The 15367-nt window shown below is 75.6% G+C and carries 11 protein-coding genes; 3 read left to right on the forward strand and 8 right to left on the reverse strand.

The window, feature by feature from the left end:
- Window positions 1–42 precede the first annotated feature (42 nt).
- The 8 genes from O7626_RS30080 to O7626_RS30115 form a co-directional block, all read right to left on the reverse strand.
- Window positions 43–1149 carry a Gfo/Idh/MocA family oxidoreductase gene (locus O7626_RS30080; protein ID WP_278064408.1) on the reverse strand — a complete coding sequence of 369 codons (1107 nt, stop codon included), beginning with the start codon at window positions 1147–1149 and terminating at the stop codon, window positions 43–45.
- Entirely contained in the window at window positions 1146–2120 is a 975-nt protein-coding gene (locus O7626_RS30085; RefSeq protein WP_278064409.1) for a sugar phosphate isomerase/epimerase family protein, read from the reverse strand. Before O7626_RS30085 ends, O7626_RS30080 begins: the two co-directional genes overlap by 4 nt.
- Window positions 2117–3127, reverse strand: coding sequence for a Gfo/Idh/MocA family oxidoreductase (locus O7626_RS30090; RefSeq protein WP_278064410.1), 1011 nt, complete (start codon window positions 3125–3127; stop codon window positions 2117–2119). The genes O7626_RS30085 and O7626_RS30090 overlap by 4 nt, the downstream gene beginning before the upstream one ends.
- On the reverse strand, window positions 3124–4653 hold the full coding sequence (locus tag O7626_RS30095) for a hypothetical protein (protein ID WP_278064411.1): 1530 nt from the start codon (window positions 4651–4653) through the stop codon (window positions 3124–3126). Before O7626_RS30095 ends, O7626_RS30090 begins: the two co-directional genes overlap by 4 nt.
- On the reverse strand, window positions 4650–6944 hold the full coding sequence (locus O7626_RS30100; protein WP_278064412.1) for an ROK family protein: 2295 nt from the start codon (window positions 6942–6944) through the stop codon (window positions 4650–4652). The genes O7626_RS30095 and O7626_RS30100 overlap by 4 nt, the downstream gene beginning before the upstream one ends.
- Complete coding sequence (locus O7626_RS30105) at window positions 6941–9223, reverse strand: iron-containing alcohol dehydrogenase (protein WP_278064413.1); 2283 nt, start codon at window positions 9221–9223, stop codon at window positions 6941–6943. The genes O7626_RS30100 and O7626_RS30105 overlap by 4 nt, the downstream gene beginning before the upstream one ends.
- Before the next feature lie 4 nt (window positions 9224–9227).
- Window positions 9228–10586, reverse strand: a complete 1359-nt coding sequence (locus tag O7626_RS30110; protein ID WP_278064414.1) for a cellulase family glycosylhydrolase — start codon at window positions 10584–10586, stop codon at window positions 9228–9230.
- 443 nt (window positions 10587–11029) lie between these two features.
- Complete coding sequence (locus O7626_RS30115) at window positions 11030–11491, reverse strand: RidA family protein (RefSeq protein ID WP_278064415.1); 462 nt, start codon at window positions 11489–11491, stop codon at window positions 11030–11032.
- A gap of 129 nt (window positions 11492–11620) precedes the next feature.
- Between O7626_RS30115 and O7626_RS30120 the strand changes: the two genes are divergently transcribed.
- Genes O7626_RS30120 through O7626_RS30130 form a run of 3 tightly spaced genes read left to right on the forward strand, consistent with a single transcriptional unit; the run spans window position 11621 to window position 15367 of the window.
- Complete coding sequence (locus tag O7626_RS30120) at window positions 11621–12847, forward strand: histidine kinase (protein ID WP_278064416.1); 1227 nt, start codon at window positions 11621–11623, stop codon at window positions 12845–12847.
- Between the two features lie 55 nt (window positions 12848–12902).
- Window positions 12903–13508, forward strand: coding sequence for a response regulator transcription factor (locus tag O7626_RS30125; RefSeq protein WP_278066378.1), 606 nt, complete (start codon window positions 12903–12905; stop codon window positions 13506–13508).
- A 59-nt stretch (window positions 13509–13567) separates the two neighbouring features.
- Window positions 13568–15367 carry an Hsp70 family protein gene (locus tag O7626_RS30130; RefSeq protein ID WP_278064417.1) on the forward strand — a complete coding sequence of 600 codons (1800 nt, stop codon included), beginning with the start codon at window positions 13568–13570 and terminating at the stop codon, window positions 15365–15367.

The raw sequence follows: 15367 nt of genomic DNA on the forward strand, positions 1-15367 counted from the left end.
CCGCCGGGCCGGCCGCCGGCGGCCGGAGAACGCCGCTCGCCGTCAACCGGCGACACGCCGCTCGCCGGCAGCCGGATGGTGTCGGCCGCCGTCGGCCGGGTAGCCCCAGTCGTCGTCGGCCGGATGACGCCACTCGTCGTCGGCCGGGTAGCGCACCCCGGTGCGGGCCCGGACGGCGTCGGTGACCCGCAGCACCGCGACGGTGTCGGCGAGGGTGGCCAGCGGGCTCTCGGTCAGCCCGGCCCGCAGGCAGCGCATCACCTCCACCGCCTCGTGCACGAACCCCTCCCCCTGGTACGGCACCTCGACCGTGCGCGGCTCCCCGTCGCCGGTGTACAGCTCCAGCCGGGCGGGCCGGAAGAAGCCCCGGCCCAGCTCGATCCGGCCGGCGCTGCCACAGACCGTGGCCGTCCAGGGCGTGTCGGCGACGATCGAGCAGGTGAGGCTGGCCAGCGCGCCGCCCGGATAGCCGAGCACCAGCGCGGTGGTCTCGTCGACACCGTGCTGGCTCAGCGTGGCGACCCCGGTTACCGAGTCGGGCTCGCCGAGCAGCAACTGGGCCAGGGTCACCGGATAGACGCCGAGGTCCAGCAGGGCGCCGCCGCCGAGCGCCGGGTCCCGCAGCCGGTGGCCTGGGTCGACCGGCCCGACCAGGCCGAAGTCCGCCTGCACCAGCCGGGGCTCCCCGATCGCCCCGTCCCGGACCAGGGTGACCAGCCGGCGGATCGCCGGCACGCAGCGCATCCACATCGCCTCCATCAGGAAGAGGCCGGCGAACCGGGCCCGGGCCACCAGGTCGGCGGCCTGGTCGGCGTTGAGGGTGAACGGCTTCTCGCAGAGCACCGGCCGGCCGGCGTCCAGGCAGAGCGCGGTGGCCGCGTGGTGACTGGCGTGCGGGGTGGCCACGTAGACGACGTCGACCCGGTCGTCGGCGGCGAACCCGGCCCAACTGCCGTGCGTGTGCGGGATCGCGTACCTGCCGGCGAACCGCTCGGCCGCCTCGGCGGTACGCGACCCGACCGCCACCACCTCGGCGTCCGGCAGCCGCCGCAGGTCCTCGACGAACCGCTCGGCGATCCAGCCGGTGCCGAGCACACCCCACCGGATCGGCCGACCGGTGAAGCCGGCCGGCGCTCCCGCCGGGCTCACCGGCCGGACCCGACCGCACCGGCCAGCGCCGCCGTACCGGTGCCGAGCTGCCCGGCCATTTCCGCCGCGTGGCCGGCCAGCTCCGCCGAGCGCCCGGCCAGCTCCGGCGACCGGCCGGCCGCCGCGTGCCGGCGGGCCAGGTCGTCCCGGAGCGCCAGGCAGCCGCGTACGTAGTCGCCGGCCCGGGCGATCGGCGGATGCGGGTCACCGTCGCCGCAGTACTCGACACAGATCGCCGACACCCCGAGCGAGTCCGCCTTGGTGATCCAGGCGTAGTTGTCCAGCACCCCCTCGGCGGTGTCCACGTTGAAGTCGGCCCGCCCGCCGTCCGGACGCAGGTTCTTCAGGTGGAAGTAGCCGAGCCGGCCGGCGAGCCGGTCCAGCACGGCGGGGTCCCGGTCGGCCGGACTGACCACGTAGGCGTTGCCCGGGTCGGCGGTGGCGACCACGGCCGGATGGTCGACCATGGCGAGCAGCTTCGCCGTGCCGGCCACCGTGTCGTGCACCGAGCCGGGATACACCTCCACCCCGACCCGTACGCCGTGCCGGGCCGCGTGGTCGCCGAGCCGCCGGTAGCCCTCGGCGGCCCGCTCGTAGTGCACCGGTTCGGCCAGCGCGCTGCCGTTGGCCCGCCAGTCGTCCGGGTCCCGTTCCAGGGTGCCGGACCAGCCGTTGACCATCGGGATCCCGTGCTCACCCGCGGCGGCGACGGTGCGCTCGACAAGCGCCAGCGACTCCTCCCGGGCCGCCGGGTCGGCGCCGACGAAGTTCCCGGTGTAGCCGACGCAGTGCACGTCCACCCCGTAGCGGCGGCCGAGCGCCACCGCGTCGGCGACCTCGGCCTCGACCCGGGCCGGGTCGAAATGGAAGTGCACCAGCTCGATGCCGTCCCAGCCGTGCCGCGCGGCGACCGCGAAGACGTGCCTCAGGGGGTACCGGCGGAAGGTGTAGCTGTGCAGGACGAGCTTCATGGGTTCTGCCCTCCGGTCAACGCCAACCGCACTCCGCCGTTGGCGACGCTTCGTTCCAGTGCGTGCAGCACCCGCAGATCCCGCAGCCCACGGGCGACACCCACCTCGACCGGTACCGGCGCCCCCGCCGCGCAGGCGGCGAACGCCCGGTACTGGGCGAGGTACGGGTCCACCGGCTCGGGACGCAGCCAGCGCCGGCCCTCGTCGTCGCAGACCAGCACCTCCCCACCGGAGTCCATCGCCCACGAGTTCCGGACCACCAGCAGGCCCCGCTCGCAGACGACGGTGTAGCGCGAGACGCCGGTGCACGGCGGCTCGGTGAACGACGACTCGATCTGGAGCCGGCGTTCCTCGCCGAACCAGACGGTCGCATCGACGAAGATCTCGGTCAGTTCCCGGTCGCCGGCCGGATAGCCGGTGCCCCGGCAGGCGGTCGGGGCCGCGTCGAAGACGTCGGCGGCAGTCAACAGTGGATAGATCGCCAGGTCGCCGAGGCAGCCGAGACCGCTGTCGGCCCGCCGGTTGCGCCAGTCCCGCTGCCGGTGCCCGAGATGGCAGGCGGAGATCGACCTCGCCGCGCCGAGCCGCCCGGAGCGGACCAGCTCGACCACCGCCCGGTTGTAGGCGTTGTGCCGGGACATGTAGCCGACCAGGGCCGGGGCCCCGGAGGCGGTGGCGGCGCGCAGGATCCACTGCCCGCCGGCCACCGTGTCGGCGAGCGGCTTCTCCACGAGCGTCGGTACGCCCCGGGCCAGCGCCCGGCAGGCGTACTCGGCGTGCCGCCGGTTCGGCGTCGCCACGTGCACCCCGTCCAGCGGCGTACGCAGGAAGTCCCGTACGTCCGTCCCCGCCCAGACCCCCGGCAGGTGCCCGGCGACCGCCCGCAGCGCCGCCTCGTCGGAGTCGAGTACGGCGACCAGTCGCAGGTCGTCGGCGGCGGCGATGGCCGGCAGCAGGGCCCGGCGGGTCAGGAACCCGGCGCCGACGATGCCGATCCGGAACGTCATCGGACCCGCTCCGGCGGGCCGGACCGGTTCAACTCCGGCGGGCCGGACCGGTCCAACTCCGGCGGGCCGGACCGGTCCAACTCCGGCGGGCCGGACCAGTGCAGCAGCAGGCTGCGCGGGCCGAGCGAGCGGTGGGTGGCGCCGGCGATCGCGTCCAGGGTGTGCCGCTGGGCCGCCAGGGCGGCGTCCAGGGCCGGGTTGCCGGTGCCGACCGGCCGCTCCGGGGCGAGTAGCACCGCCACGCCGACCGAGCGGGTGTGCCAGACCAGCTGGTAGGAGTGGTGGTTCCAGGCGCTGCCCTCGTGCACCTCGACGGGGCGGCCGAGCCGCCGGGCCAGCCGTTCCGCGCCGATCGCGGCGGCCGGGGCGGCGCCGTACCCGACGACGTGCACGGCGGTCAGGTCGGGCCGCCGGGCCAGCCAGCCGGCGAGTACCCCGGCCAGCTCGTCGGGGTCGCCGACCGGGCGGGCCCCGGCGGGCCGGTCGGCGGCGGTCGGTGCCGCCGGCAGCAGCCGCTTGTAGTGGTCCACCGCGTCGTGCGTGGCGAACCGCAGCCCGTGCCGGACGGCGACGCAGGCGACCAGGGCGGCGACCGCGTAGCAGGCGGCCATCGCGGCGGCGACCGCGCCGGCCGGCCCGCCGGGCCGGCGCAGCCCGGCGATGCCGGCGGCGACGTCGACGAGCAGTGCACCGGGAGCCGGCTCGGCGGCCACCTCCGGCCAGGGCCGGAACCGCTCGGACTTGCCGCCCCAGCCCTGCCGGGCGGCTTGCAGGGTCCAGAGCCGCAGCCCCGGGCCGGCGCCCGGCGGGAGCCGGAACAGCACCCGGGGCCGGCCGGTCGCCGGCAGCCGGGCGGACTCCTCGGCGGCCCACTCGCCGATGCTCCGGGCCGCGCCGGCGAACGCCCGGTAGGCGTCGTCGAAGTGCGGCCAGCACAGCATCCGGGCGGCGAGCAGCGCCGGCACCGAGAGCGGGGCGTGGTAGAGCGCCACCTGGTCGCGCCCGCCGGCCAGCGAGAGGGTGCCGCCGCGCTCGCAGAGCCAGGCCGGGGCCGCCCCGCCGGTCCGGTGCCGGGCCAGCGCCAGGGTTGCGGCCAGCAGCCGGGTTTCCCGGGTACGCCCGGAGGCGCTCACCGCGAACCCGGCGACGGCACCCCGGCCACCCCACTCGGCCAGCGTCCGGTGCACCGTCGACGGGTCGAGGGAGTCCAGCACCCGGATCACAGCCTGCCCCGGCACCGCCTCGGCGATCGCCCGCAGCCCGAAGGCCCAGCCGCCGGTGCCGGCGAAGACCGCCCGGCGGCAGCCGCGCAGCAGCGTGCCGCCGCCCCGTTCGGCGGTGAGCCGGGCGACCCGGGTCCAGGACGGCGGATCCACCCAGCCGAGCCGGGGCGATCCGGCGAGGCTGGCCAGCGCGGCGACCGTACCGGCCGGACCGTACCGGTCGCCGCTGGCCGCCGCCCGCACGTACGCCCACAGCCCGGCACCGCTCGGCTCCGCCGCCCCTGCCCAGGGCCGGGCGGTCACGGGGTGCCCCGCCGGGCCGGTACCGGTGCCGGGGCGGTCACCGTGCCGTCGAGCCGGAAGTCGACCACCACCCGCAGCGGCGCGCGGCCGGCGACCGTACCGTGGTCGAGGATCTCGGTCGCCACACCCGGCAGGGCGGGCAGCGAGACGACGTGGCTGACCAGCGGGGCCAGGTCGAGTCCGGCCGGGGTGTCCGGGTCGGCGCCCGAGCTGAGCAGGTCGCGGGCGGCGGCGAAGTCGCCGGCCCGACCGCCCCGGCTGCCGACCACGGTGCACCGGCCGCCGGCCGGGTTCGGCACCACCTGGCGGTCCCGGCCGGCCCGCACCGGCCCGGGGTCGAGCGTCGCGCCGCCGCCCACCCGGAGCAGCCGGCCGGAACGGAAGCCGCCGAACAGGTGCAGGTTGGCCGCGTCGGCCAGCGCCGGCCAGCTCAGTTCGGCCGCCGCCGGCCCGGCGTTCCCGGCCACCGCCAGCACGGCCAGCTCGGCACCCCGGCCGGCGGTGACGGACCGGACCCCGGCGGCGAGTCCGGGGCCGAACGGCAGGACCGCGTCCGGGGCCGGCAGTCCACGATGGACGGCGACCCGCAGCCGCCGGTCGGACCGGGCGGCCACGGTCACGGTACGGGCGCCCCGGGCGCGGGCGACGGCGACGTGCAGCAGGCCGAGCACCCCGGCGCCGACGACGAGTACGTCCCGGCCGGCCCAGTGCTCGGCGAGCAGCCGGTGCGCCCGCAGCACCGCCGCCAGCGGCTCCAGCAGCACCCACTCCGGACCGCTGCCCCGGGGTACGCCGACGAGCTGCCCCTGGGCCAGCGCGCCGAGGTCGGTGACGAGCAGGTCCCGGAACACCCCGGGGACGTTGTGGCCGAGCTTGAGGTAGTCGTCGCCCGGATGGTTGGGGTTGATCGTCACCAGGTCACCGGGACGCGGGCCGGAGATCGCGGCGCCCACCTCGACCACCTCGGCCACACACTCGTGTCCGAGCACCCCCGGTTCCAGGCCGCGTGCCCCGCGCAGGATCTCCAGGTCGGTGCCGCAGAGTCCGGCGTACCTGGGGCGGAGCAGCAGTTGCTCGCGCCCGCAGCGCGGCCGGCTGCCGGTGGTCAGCACCAGCCGCGACTCGCCGACCGGCTTGACCAGCTCGCGGACCTCGTCCCGCCGCGCGTCGAGATAGCCGGCCATCCCGGCCAGGGTGGCCCGGCCCGGGTCGGCGGGTACCCGCAGCAGCCCGTCCCGCTCGGCCGCCGTCCAGCCGGAGAACCAGCCGGCGTCGACGCAGAGTTCCGCCAGCCAGCCGCGCAGCGCGGCGAACCAGGGCGCCCCGACGCCGTGCGCGAAGCCGCCGACCACCACCACCGTGCGGAGCCCGAGCTGTGCGCAGACCTGCAACACGGCCACCGCGAGGTGCCGGGTCGCGCCGCGCAGCAGGTCGGCGACGAACGCGTCGCCGCTGCGGGCCGCCTCGGCGAACGCCCCGGCGTCGATCCGGCCCGGGTCGCCGTCGGCCAGCCGGTGCAGGATCGAGCCGGCGAAGTCGTCCGGGTGGCGCCGGGCCCGCCGGACCGCCGCCCGCAGCACCGCCGGTCCCGAGCTGTACGCGCAGAGGTCCGCCACCGCACCGCAGTCGCACCACGGCAGGTCCAGCCGGGCCAGCTCTGCGCGGGCGGTCCGGTCCCCGGCGGCGGCGGCCCGACCGAGCCGGGCGGCGGTGGCCGGGCCGCCGGGCAGCGCGGCGAGCCGGCTCGGCTCCACCGGTACGTGCCCGATCTCCCCGCCCAGCCCGGCCGGGTCGGCGAGCAGCCTGGCGGTGCCGGGAAGCTGGTCGTCGAAGACCTTGACCGCCACCCCGGTGCTCACGGTCAGCAGGGCGAACCGGCCGAGTTGCCGGTAGTGCCAGGCCGCCGCGGCGACGTCGTTGAGCACTGTCACCCGGGCCCACGGCAGCCGCGCGCCCAGCGCCGCCCGTACGTCGTAGCCGGCCGACCGCGCCTGCCAGAGCACGCTGGCGTCCCGGACCACCCCCTCGGCGGTGACCACCGCACCGAAGGCGACGCCCACCTCCCGCCGGCCGGGCGGCCCGGCGCGGCGGTGCAGCCGGTCGGCCTCCTCGGCGATCCGGTCCAGCAGGGCGGTCCGGACGGTGTCCACCGGCAGCTCCGGCCGGTCCCGCCGGCTCGGGGTGGCGAACCGGACCACCTCGCCGACCAGCCGTCCCGACTCGGCCAGCGCCAGCCGGGTCCAGGTGCCGCCGACGTCGACCACCACGTCCCGTCCCGGTTCTCCGGTCACGAGCCGCTCCACGCCCAGGCCGGTTCCGCCGCTGTCGGGGCTGCCGCTGTCGGGGCTGCCGCTGTCGGGGCTGCCGCTGTCGGAGCGCACGGCTGCGGGTCGGCGGCCGACAGGCCGGGGGCCGGCTGGTCGGCGGCCCGTGTACCGGCCCGGCGGCGCAGCGCCGACCAGGCCCGGTGCAGGTCGGCGCGGTCGAGTTCGGCGATCGAGTCGACGAACCCGCCGACCCCGATCCCGACCGGTACGGCCAGGTGCAGCCTGCCCCCCTTGTGTGGCAGTACGTCGGTGCGCAGTGCCCGCCACAACCCGTCCGCGTCGCAGCAGCCGTCGTACGTCGGCAGCCCGATCCGGCGCAGCAGCGTCTCGGCGCGCTCGGCGACCTGCGCCGGCAGCCGCCCGGCGGCGACGCCCAGCCGGCAGGAGAGCGCCATCCCGACCGCCACCGCCTCGCCGTGCCGGAGCCGGTAGCCGGAGCGCTCCTCCAGGACGTGCCCGAACTCGTGGCCGAAGTCGGCCAGCCGGCGCAGCCGCCGCTCCCAGGGGTTCTCCTCCAGCTCGACGAGCATCGCGGCGACCGCCCGCCGGAGCACCTCGTCCAGCACCGGGGCGGCGGCCGGGTCACGCAGCACGGCGTGGTGCTCCTCGACCAGGTGAAAGAGGCGGTCGTCCCGGACCAGCGCGATCTTGACGATCTCGGCCAGCCCGCAGCGGAACTCGGCCGCCGGCAGGGTGGCCAGGAATCCGGCGTCGCAGAGGCAGGCCAGCGGCGGATGGTACGCCCCGAGCAGGTTCTTCCGGCCGTCCAGGTCCACCCCGACCTTCAGCCCCACCCCGGCGTCGACCAGCCCGACCAGGGTGGTCGGCACCCGGACGTACGGCGTCTGCCCGGGGTGGCAGGCGGCGACGTAGCCGACCAGGTCGAGCACCGTACCGCCGCCGACCGCCAGGATCCGGTCGGCGGGCCCGAGACCGAGTCGGCGTACCTGCCGCAGCAGCAGCACGGCGGCGTCGAGCGTCTTCCCCCCGGGCGAGCTGCGTACCGGCAGCACGGTGTAGCCGGCGAGCCGGCCCTGCCGGCCCAGCGCCTCCCGGACGGCGGCGGTGACGGCCGGCGAGAAGTCGTCCACCACCGCCAGCACCCGGGCGCCGGCCGGCAGGTGGCCGGAGAGTGCCGGGTTGCCCGGATCGAGCACCCCGGCGGTGAAGGTGACCTGGTAGTCCAGCCTCCTGATCCGGTGCGCCCGGATCGACGCCGGCGACCGCCCCAGCCCTTCCGCCGCCACCGCCCCGGCCGACACTGCGGACACCGCCCCGGACGACAGTGCCGCCACCGCCCCGGCCGGCACTGCCGACGCCGCCCAGGACGACAGTGCCGACGGCGAAGGCGGCACCGCCGCAGGTTGCGGGCCCGACGCCGGGGATGCCGGGGGCCGCCACACCGAGGCCGGAGGTGCCGCGGGCACGGCGGGTGCCGGCCAGATCCGGGGGGCGTCGGGGCCGTGCCGATGCAGCAGCCGGGCCACCGCGTCCAGCGCCGCCTGCCGGACCACCGCCGGGTGCGCCGCCCGGTCGAGCGCTCCGGCGGGTACGTCGTGGTGCCCGTCGAACTGTCCGGCGAGTACGTCGTCTTGGCGGGCGAGGTGGCGGATCGCCGACGCCTCGTCGGGGCGGATCGGGGTGGGATCGGCGAGCAGGGTGTCCACGTCGACAAGCAGGACGGAATCGCGCGCCTCGGCGGCGCACACCGGAACGCCGGCCAGCACCCGGGCGGTCCGGCCCAGCGAGTCCAGCAGCGACCGCAGGTCGTCGTGCAGCCGCACCGCGCGGACGTACCGGCGGTACACGGCTGCGGCGAGTGCGGTGGCGGCGGTCGCCGACGGCCCGGCGAGGGAGACGAAGGCGTCCCGCCGGCCGAGTCCGGTGGCGACGGCGGCCCGCAGCACGGCGCGTACCGGATCGGCCTCGCCCGGCCCGACGAGGTCGGCGGCGTCGACCGTCCGGTAGTGGTCGAGCACGCCGCGTTCCCGCCAGTACCCGAGCCAGGTGTCGAGCCGGCGGCGCCGCTCCGGCCGGTCGCAGACGGCGAGGACCCGGCGCGCGTCGCCGAGCGCCCGCAGCAGCGTGGCGTCGCCGGGCCGCCACAGGTCCCGCCGCATCCGCAGTTCCACGGTGTCGATCAGTTCGGCCCGGAGCGTGTCCTTGTGCTCCGGTGGGGCCGTCGCTGGACCGGGCAGGTCGCGGTGCCGGACCAGGGCCGTAGCCCCGGTGGTCGAGGACATCGCCTCACACCGGCGCTTGCTGGGCGCAGGCCCGGCGCAGCAGGTCGACCAGCGGCTGGCGCGGCTGGCACCTGTCGAACCGGAACGAGGCCATCATCTCGTCGATCGCCGACTCGCTCATGCCCCGGAACAGTTCGCCGAACTCCGGCAGCAGCGCCTCGGCGAAGAGGATCTGCGGCACCAGCCGGCCGATCAGGAACTCGCTGCCGAACGGGAACGGCAGGTAGTCCGGGAACTCCCGGGCGAAGAGTTCCTTGAGCGGGCGCATCACCTGCTGGATGTGGTCGTGCCGGCCGCCCCACAGGTCGACGCCGAGCCGGGCCTTCTTCTCCAGCACCGGCCGGACCCGGCGCATCCACGGGCTGTCCGGGTCGACCACCACCGGCGCCGCCACCCCGATGTCCTTGTACGGCCAGAACGCCCAGTTGGCCCGGTGCCGGGTGTAGATCTCGAACTGGTCGGCGAGCAGCCGCAGCCGCATCCCGTCCCGCTCGGGCTCACCGGTGAAGACCGCGTTGAACTCGCCGACGTAGACCGGGGTGCCGGTGCGCAGCATGTACTCGCTGCGCTTGAGGAACGTCCGCTCCAGTACGCCCGGGTCGAAGTACTGGTCGCGGGACTGGTCCGGCAGCAGGATGCCGTGCTCGTAACCGACGCCGTCCGGCGACTCCCAGACGTGGGTCAGGTGCGCCACCCCGGGATAGCGGCCGTCCGGGACATAGCCGGGCGGCGCGTAGTCGTGGTGCGAGTAGACGACGTTCGGCAGCGGCTCGCCGTAGACGTCGAAGTCGTTGGAGTAGCGGTTGCCCTCCAGGATCACGATGTGCTCCGGGTCGACCTCGCGGATCGCCTCGACCAGCCGGCGCGAGTACGGCCCGATCACCTCCCCGCTCGGGTCGGCCGGCTCGTTCACCGGGTTGTACGCCGCGACCCACGGCTCGTCGCGGTAGCGGCCGGCGATCTCCCGCCAGAGGTGTACGACCCGGTCCTGGAAGTGCGGGTGCTGCCAGAACTGGGCCACGTGGGTGGGGTTGTCGCTGTGCCAGTCCTGGTTCTGCCACCCGGGCAGCGCGTGCAGGTCGATGATGGTGCGTACGCCGCACGCGGCCAGCAGCTCGATCGCCCGGTCCAGGTGGTGGAAGCCGGACTCGACGATCTCGAACGGCCGCAGGTCGTCCTCCAGGTGCCGGTAGTTCACCGGGATCCGGACCACGTTGCAGCCGAGCCCGGCGATGAACCGGGCGTCGTCGGCGGTGAAGAAGTGCTCCAGGAAGCGCTCGAAGAGGACGTCCGCCCGCTCCGGGCCGAGCACGTCCCGCACGGCGGCCCGCATGCCCTGCTCGTGGGCCGGGAAACCGGTCATCCAGTTCTCGAAGTTGAGCCAACCGGCGAGGCCAATCCCCCGCCAGATAACCGGCCGTCCGTCGCCGTCGACTATTTGATCGCCATTGGTCCGGAGAAATCCTCCGGGGCATGCCAAAGCAAACCGGGACACGGACATGCCACCCCCTGTCTTTCCCGTCGTCGGGTGCATTGCCCGTTCGGATTGATATCGACTCAATACGATGGAGCGACGGCCGTCAAGGGGTGGAGCATGATCAGATGGACGCGCTCCCACGGCGTACCTGCCGAGCCCGGAGCGTTGCACAGCGAATATCCCGGAGGTGGCGGGCGTTCCGGTCCGGATGTTGCCGAGCGCCTTGCGAGGCGATATTTTGCGCAAGGATGTTAGCGCTACCACCGTCGGTGCCCGCCGTCCGTCCCCCGGAGGGGAAAATGGTTTGGCCGCGCGCGTTGAGGTCAGTCCTATCCGTCGTACGGCGCCTGACCCGACGCCGTCACCGGCGCAACCGCCGTGATCCGTTCCTCTACAAGTGAGTCACGAATGGCGTCGACCTCGATCTCCACCAGCCACTCCGGGTCGATGAAGCGGGACACCTCCACGAAGGTGCACGCCGGCCGTACCCCGGCGAAGCGTTCACCGTGTGCGCGCGCCGCCTCCGGCCAGCGGGTAATGTCGACGAGCATCACCCTGGTCCGGACCACGTCCGCCAGCGTCGCGCCGGCCTCCCGCAGCGCCTGCTCGGCGATGTCCAGGCACCGCACGGACTGCGCGTAGACGTCTCCCGGGCCGGCGGTGCCACCGCCCGGCGCGATCGGCGCGGTGCCGGCCACGCAGACGTACGGCCCGGTCCGTACGGCCCGCGAGAAGCCGATCTCCGGTTCCAGTGGTGATCCTGAGCTGACCAGGTGGCGGGAAGGCGTCACGGTACCGGAGCATCGCAGACAACCGAGCCGCACCGTTGCCCCGTCCGGTGCGCACGCGCCTGCCGGCACGGACCGGTCCCCGACCCGCTGGTCGACACAGGCTGGTCGGCGAGGCATAGCATCGGCCGGGTGGCCAGCCCCGCCGACCTGCCCGGACGTGATCCCCGGCTGCGCCGGCCCCGGATCGCCACGCTTGTCGCGCTGCTCGGCACCCTGCTTACCGCCCTGATGATGCCGGGGATCGGCCTGGCCCGCGAACCCGATCCGGTCTGGATCGCGCTCGGCGCCGTCGGCATCGTCGCCGCCGCCGTCGCGCAGATCGTGGCCGTCTACGTACTGCTGACCCCCTGGCTCGGCGACACGGCCCGGCACCGGGCACTGGCCGGGTACGCGACGACCGCCGTCGCCTCGGTGCCCCTGGTCGGACCGGTGGCCGGCGCCGACTGGCCGACCTGGGCCTGGCTCGGCGCCTCGGTCGTCGGTACCGCGCCGCTGCTGCTGGGTCGCCGGACGGCGGCGATGGCGGTGCTGGCAGCCGTCGGCGTCGCCGTGGTGGTGGCCCGGAGCACCGGCGGTTCGGTCTGGCACCACCTCCTGGTCACCGGCGGCATCGGACTCTCCGTCGCGGCGGTCGGCTGGGTCCAGGTGTGGTTCTGGGACCTGCTGGTGCAGGCCCAGCGAGGTCGGGCCGCCCAGGCCCGGCTGGCCGCCACCGAGGAGCGGCTCCGGTTCGCCCGGGACGTGCACGACCTGCTCGGACACCACCTCTCGGTGATCGCGCTGAAGGCGGAACTCGCCGCCCGGCTCGCCCCGGTCGACCCGGAACGGGCCGGCCGGGAGGCCGACGAGGTATGCCGGCTGGCCGTCTCGGCACTCGCCGAGGTACGCGAGGCGGTGCACGGCTACCGTGCGGTCGACCTGCGGGAACAGCTCGCGGCGACCGCCGAGGTACTGCGCTCCTCCGGGGTGCGCTGCACCGTCGACCAACCGGCCGGCGAGGACGTACCGGCAGAGGTCGCCGCGCGGTTGGTGCCGGTGCTGCGTGAGGCGAGCACCAACCTGCTGCGGCACAGTCGGGCCGGCTGGTGCACGATCGAGCTCGCCCGGCAGGGTGGCGGGTTCCGGCTGGTCGTCGCCAACGACGGGGCGGGACCGGCCGCACCGGACCGGCACAGTTCGGGGCTGCGTGGCCTCGCCGACCGGCTGGCCGACGCGGGCGGGGTACTCCGGACCGCGTACCGCGACGGCGTGTTCACCGTCGAGGCCGTCGTACCGGCCGGGACGGCATCGGGCGCTGCGGAGTCGCGTATTCCGGCGGCACGGACGGAGAGTGGCGGCGGTGGGTGCGGTGGATGAGCCGGAGAGCGGTCCGGCGCGGCAGCACGCGGTCGGCGGTGCGGGCGGGTCGCCGGTGATCCGGGTACTGCTCGCCGACGACGAGGAGCTGATCCGGGCTGCGGTCGCCGCGCTGCTCGACCTGGAACCGGACGTCGAGGTGGTGGCGCAGGCCGGCGACGGGCGGGCGGCGGTGCGGGCCGCGTTGGCGCACCGGCCGGACGTGGCGGTGGTCGACCTGGAGATGCCGGCGCTGGACGGGCTGGGCGTCACCGCCGAACTGGCCAGGGCACTACCGTCCTGCGCGGTGGTGATCCTGACCGGTCGTGGCCGGCCCGCACACCTGCGCCGAGCGCTCACCACCGGCGCCCGGGGCTTCCTGGCCAAGGGCGCACCGGGTGGGGCGCTGGCCGACGTCGTCCGGCGGGTGCACGGCGGCGCCCGGTACGTCGACCCGGCGCTGGCGGCGGAGGCACTGACCGCACCCGAGTGCCCGCTGACCCCGCGCGAACTGGAGGTGCTGCGGCTGGCCGGTACCGACACACCGGTCTCGGCCGTCGCCCGGCGAACCTCGCTGTCCCAGGGGACGGTGCGCAACCACCTGGCCGCCGTGGTCGGCAAGCTCGGGGTCGCCAGCCGCGCGGAGGCGTACCGGACGGCCGTGCGGAACGGTTGGCTCTGACGCGGAAGGCGGGCGAACGGGCGCCCGTGCGGGGGCCCGGCTGCCGTACCGTGTTGGCTGTGCGTGGCGCGGGCGCGAGACTCGGCATCGACTTCGGCACATACAACACCGTCGCGGTGCTGGCTCAGGCGGGCCGGGAACCCCGGCCACTGCTCTTCGACGGGTCGCCGCTGCTGCGCTCGGCGGTCTGCGCCGACACCGGAGCCCGGCTGCTGGTCGGCCAGGACGCCCTGCACACCGCGCTCTCGCTGCCGCAGTCCTGCGAGCCCTACCCGAAGCGCTGCGTCGACGAGGGCACCGTGCTGCTCGGTGACCGGGAGATGCCGGTCGAGGAGTTGTTCGCCGCTCCGCTGCGCCGGGTGGCCAGCGAGGTCCGCCTGGTCACCACCGAGCCGGTCACCGAGGCGGTGCTGACCTTTCCGGCCGCCTGGGGCGCCCACCGCCGCGGCATCCTGCTGGCCGCCGCCAACCGGGTGCTGCCGACCGTACGCCTGGTGGCCGAGCCGGTCGCCGCCGCCAACTTCTTCGTCGAGGTGGCCGGCCGGGACCTGCCGGTCGGGCGGTGTGCGGTGGTCTACGACTTCGGCGCCGGCACCTTCGACGTGACAGTGGTACGCCGGACCGCCGGCGGGTTCGAGGTGCTGGCGACCGAGGGGCTCGCCGACTGTGGCGGGCTGGACGTCGACGCCGCCGTCGTGGACCGGATCGGTGCCACGATCGGCAGCCGGGACGGGGCGCTCTGGGCCCGGCTGGCCAGCCCGGAGACCACCTCCGACCGGCGGGCGCGCCAGCAGCTCTGGACCAACGCGCGGGCCGGCAAGGAGATGCTGACCCGGAACACCACCACGCTGATCCACGTACCGCTCTTCGACGTGGACATGCCGCTCGGCCGGGAGGAGTTGGAGGAACTCGCCGCCCCGGTCGTCGCGCGTACCGTGGCGACCACCCGTACCCTGCTCGACCGGCTGGACGACGGCGGGTCCACGGTGGCCGCGGTCTTCCTCTCCGGCGGTTCCAGCCGGATGCCGGCGGTCGCCACCGCGCTGCACCGGGCGCTGGAGATCGCCCCCAGCGTCGTCGAGCAGCCGGAACTGGTGGTCGCCGAGGGCAGCCTGCGGGTGCCGTCCGGCGGCGGTGTCGGCGGGGCCGGCCCGGTCGGTGCGACGGCACCGCTGCCGGACGCCGGGCAGCCGAGCAGCCCGGCGGGTGCCGGTACGCCGGCCGGACGGTCCGGGCGCTGGGCGGCGCTGTCCCGGTCCCGGCGGGTCCGGGTCACGGCTGCCGCCGGGGCGGTCGCCGGCATCCTGGCCGCGGCTACCGTCGCCGCCGCCGTCACCGGGGACGACGACCCGGGTCGGCGTACGAAGCTGGCCGGTGCCGCCTCGGCAACGCCCACCGACAGCGGGTCACCCCGCCCGTCCGCCACCCCGACGGTGACCGCCGCCGGGGTGGACGCCTGCATGGTCGGCAGCTGGCGGAGCGTCAGCAGCCAGTCGTTCAAGAAGATCGACAACCAGGAGGTGCTCTTCACCGGCGCCGCCGGCACCATACAGACGTACTCCGCGGACGGCCGGGTGACGCTGAACTTCGGCAGGACCACCGACGAGACCGCCACCTACCGGGGCGTCCGGTGGCGGGAGCGGACCCGTGGCAATGCCTCGGCCAACGTCTACCACCGCAACGGCATGGAGTACGTCAGCAACGTACGGGCCAAGGGGACGATCGTGCTCTACCGGGGCAGCAGCCGCAACGCGAGTGTCCCGCTGTCGCTGGTGCTGGAGCCGAGCGAGTACGTCTGCACCGGCGACACGATGCGGTTCTTCGGCGCGGGCACCAGCGAGTGGACCCGGATCCGCTGA

It is taken from the genome of Micromonospora sp. WMMD1102, assembly GCF_029626265.1.
GTDB lineage: Bacteria > Actinomycetota > Actinomycetes > Mycobacteriales > Micromonosporaceae > Plantactinospora.

Coding starts and splice junctions, on each gene's coding strand:
- O7626_RS30085 (WP_278064409.1), bottom strand. CDS start 2,120: ATGAAGCTCGTCCTGCACAGCTACACCTTCCGCCGGTACCCCCTGAGG.
- O7626_RS30090 (WP_278064410.1), bottom strand. CDS start 3,127: ATGACGTTCCGGATCGGCATCGTCGGCGCCGGGTTCCTGACCCGCCGG.
- O7626_RS30105 (WP_278064413.1), bottom strand. CDS start 9,223: ATGTCCTCGACCACCGGGGCTACGGCCCTGGTCCGGCACCGCGACCTG.
- O7626_RS30110 (WP_278064414.1), bottom strand. CDS start 10,586: ATGACCGGTTTCCCGGCCCACGAGCAGGGCATGCGGGCCGCCGTGCGG.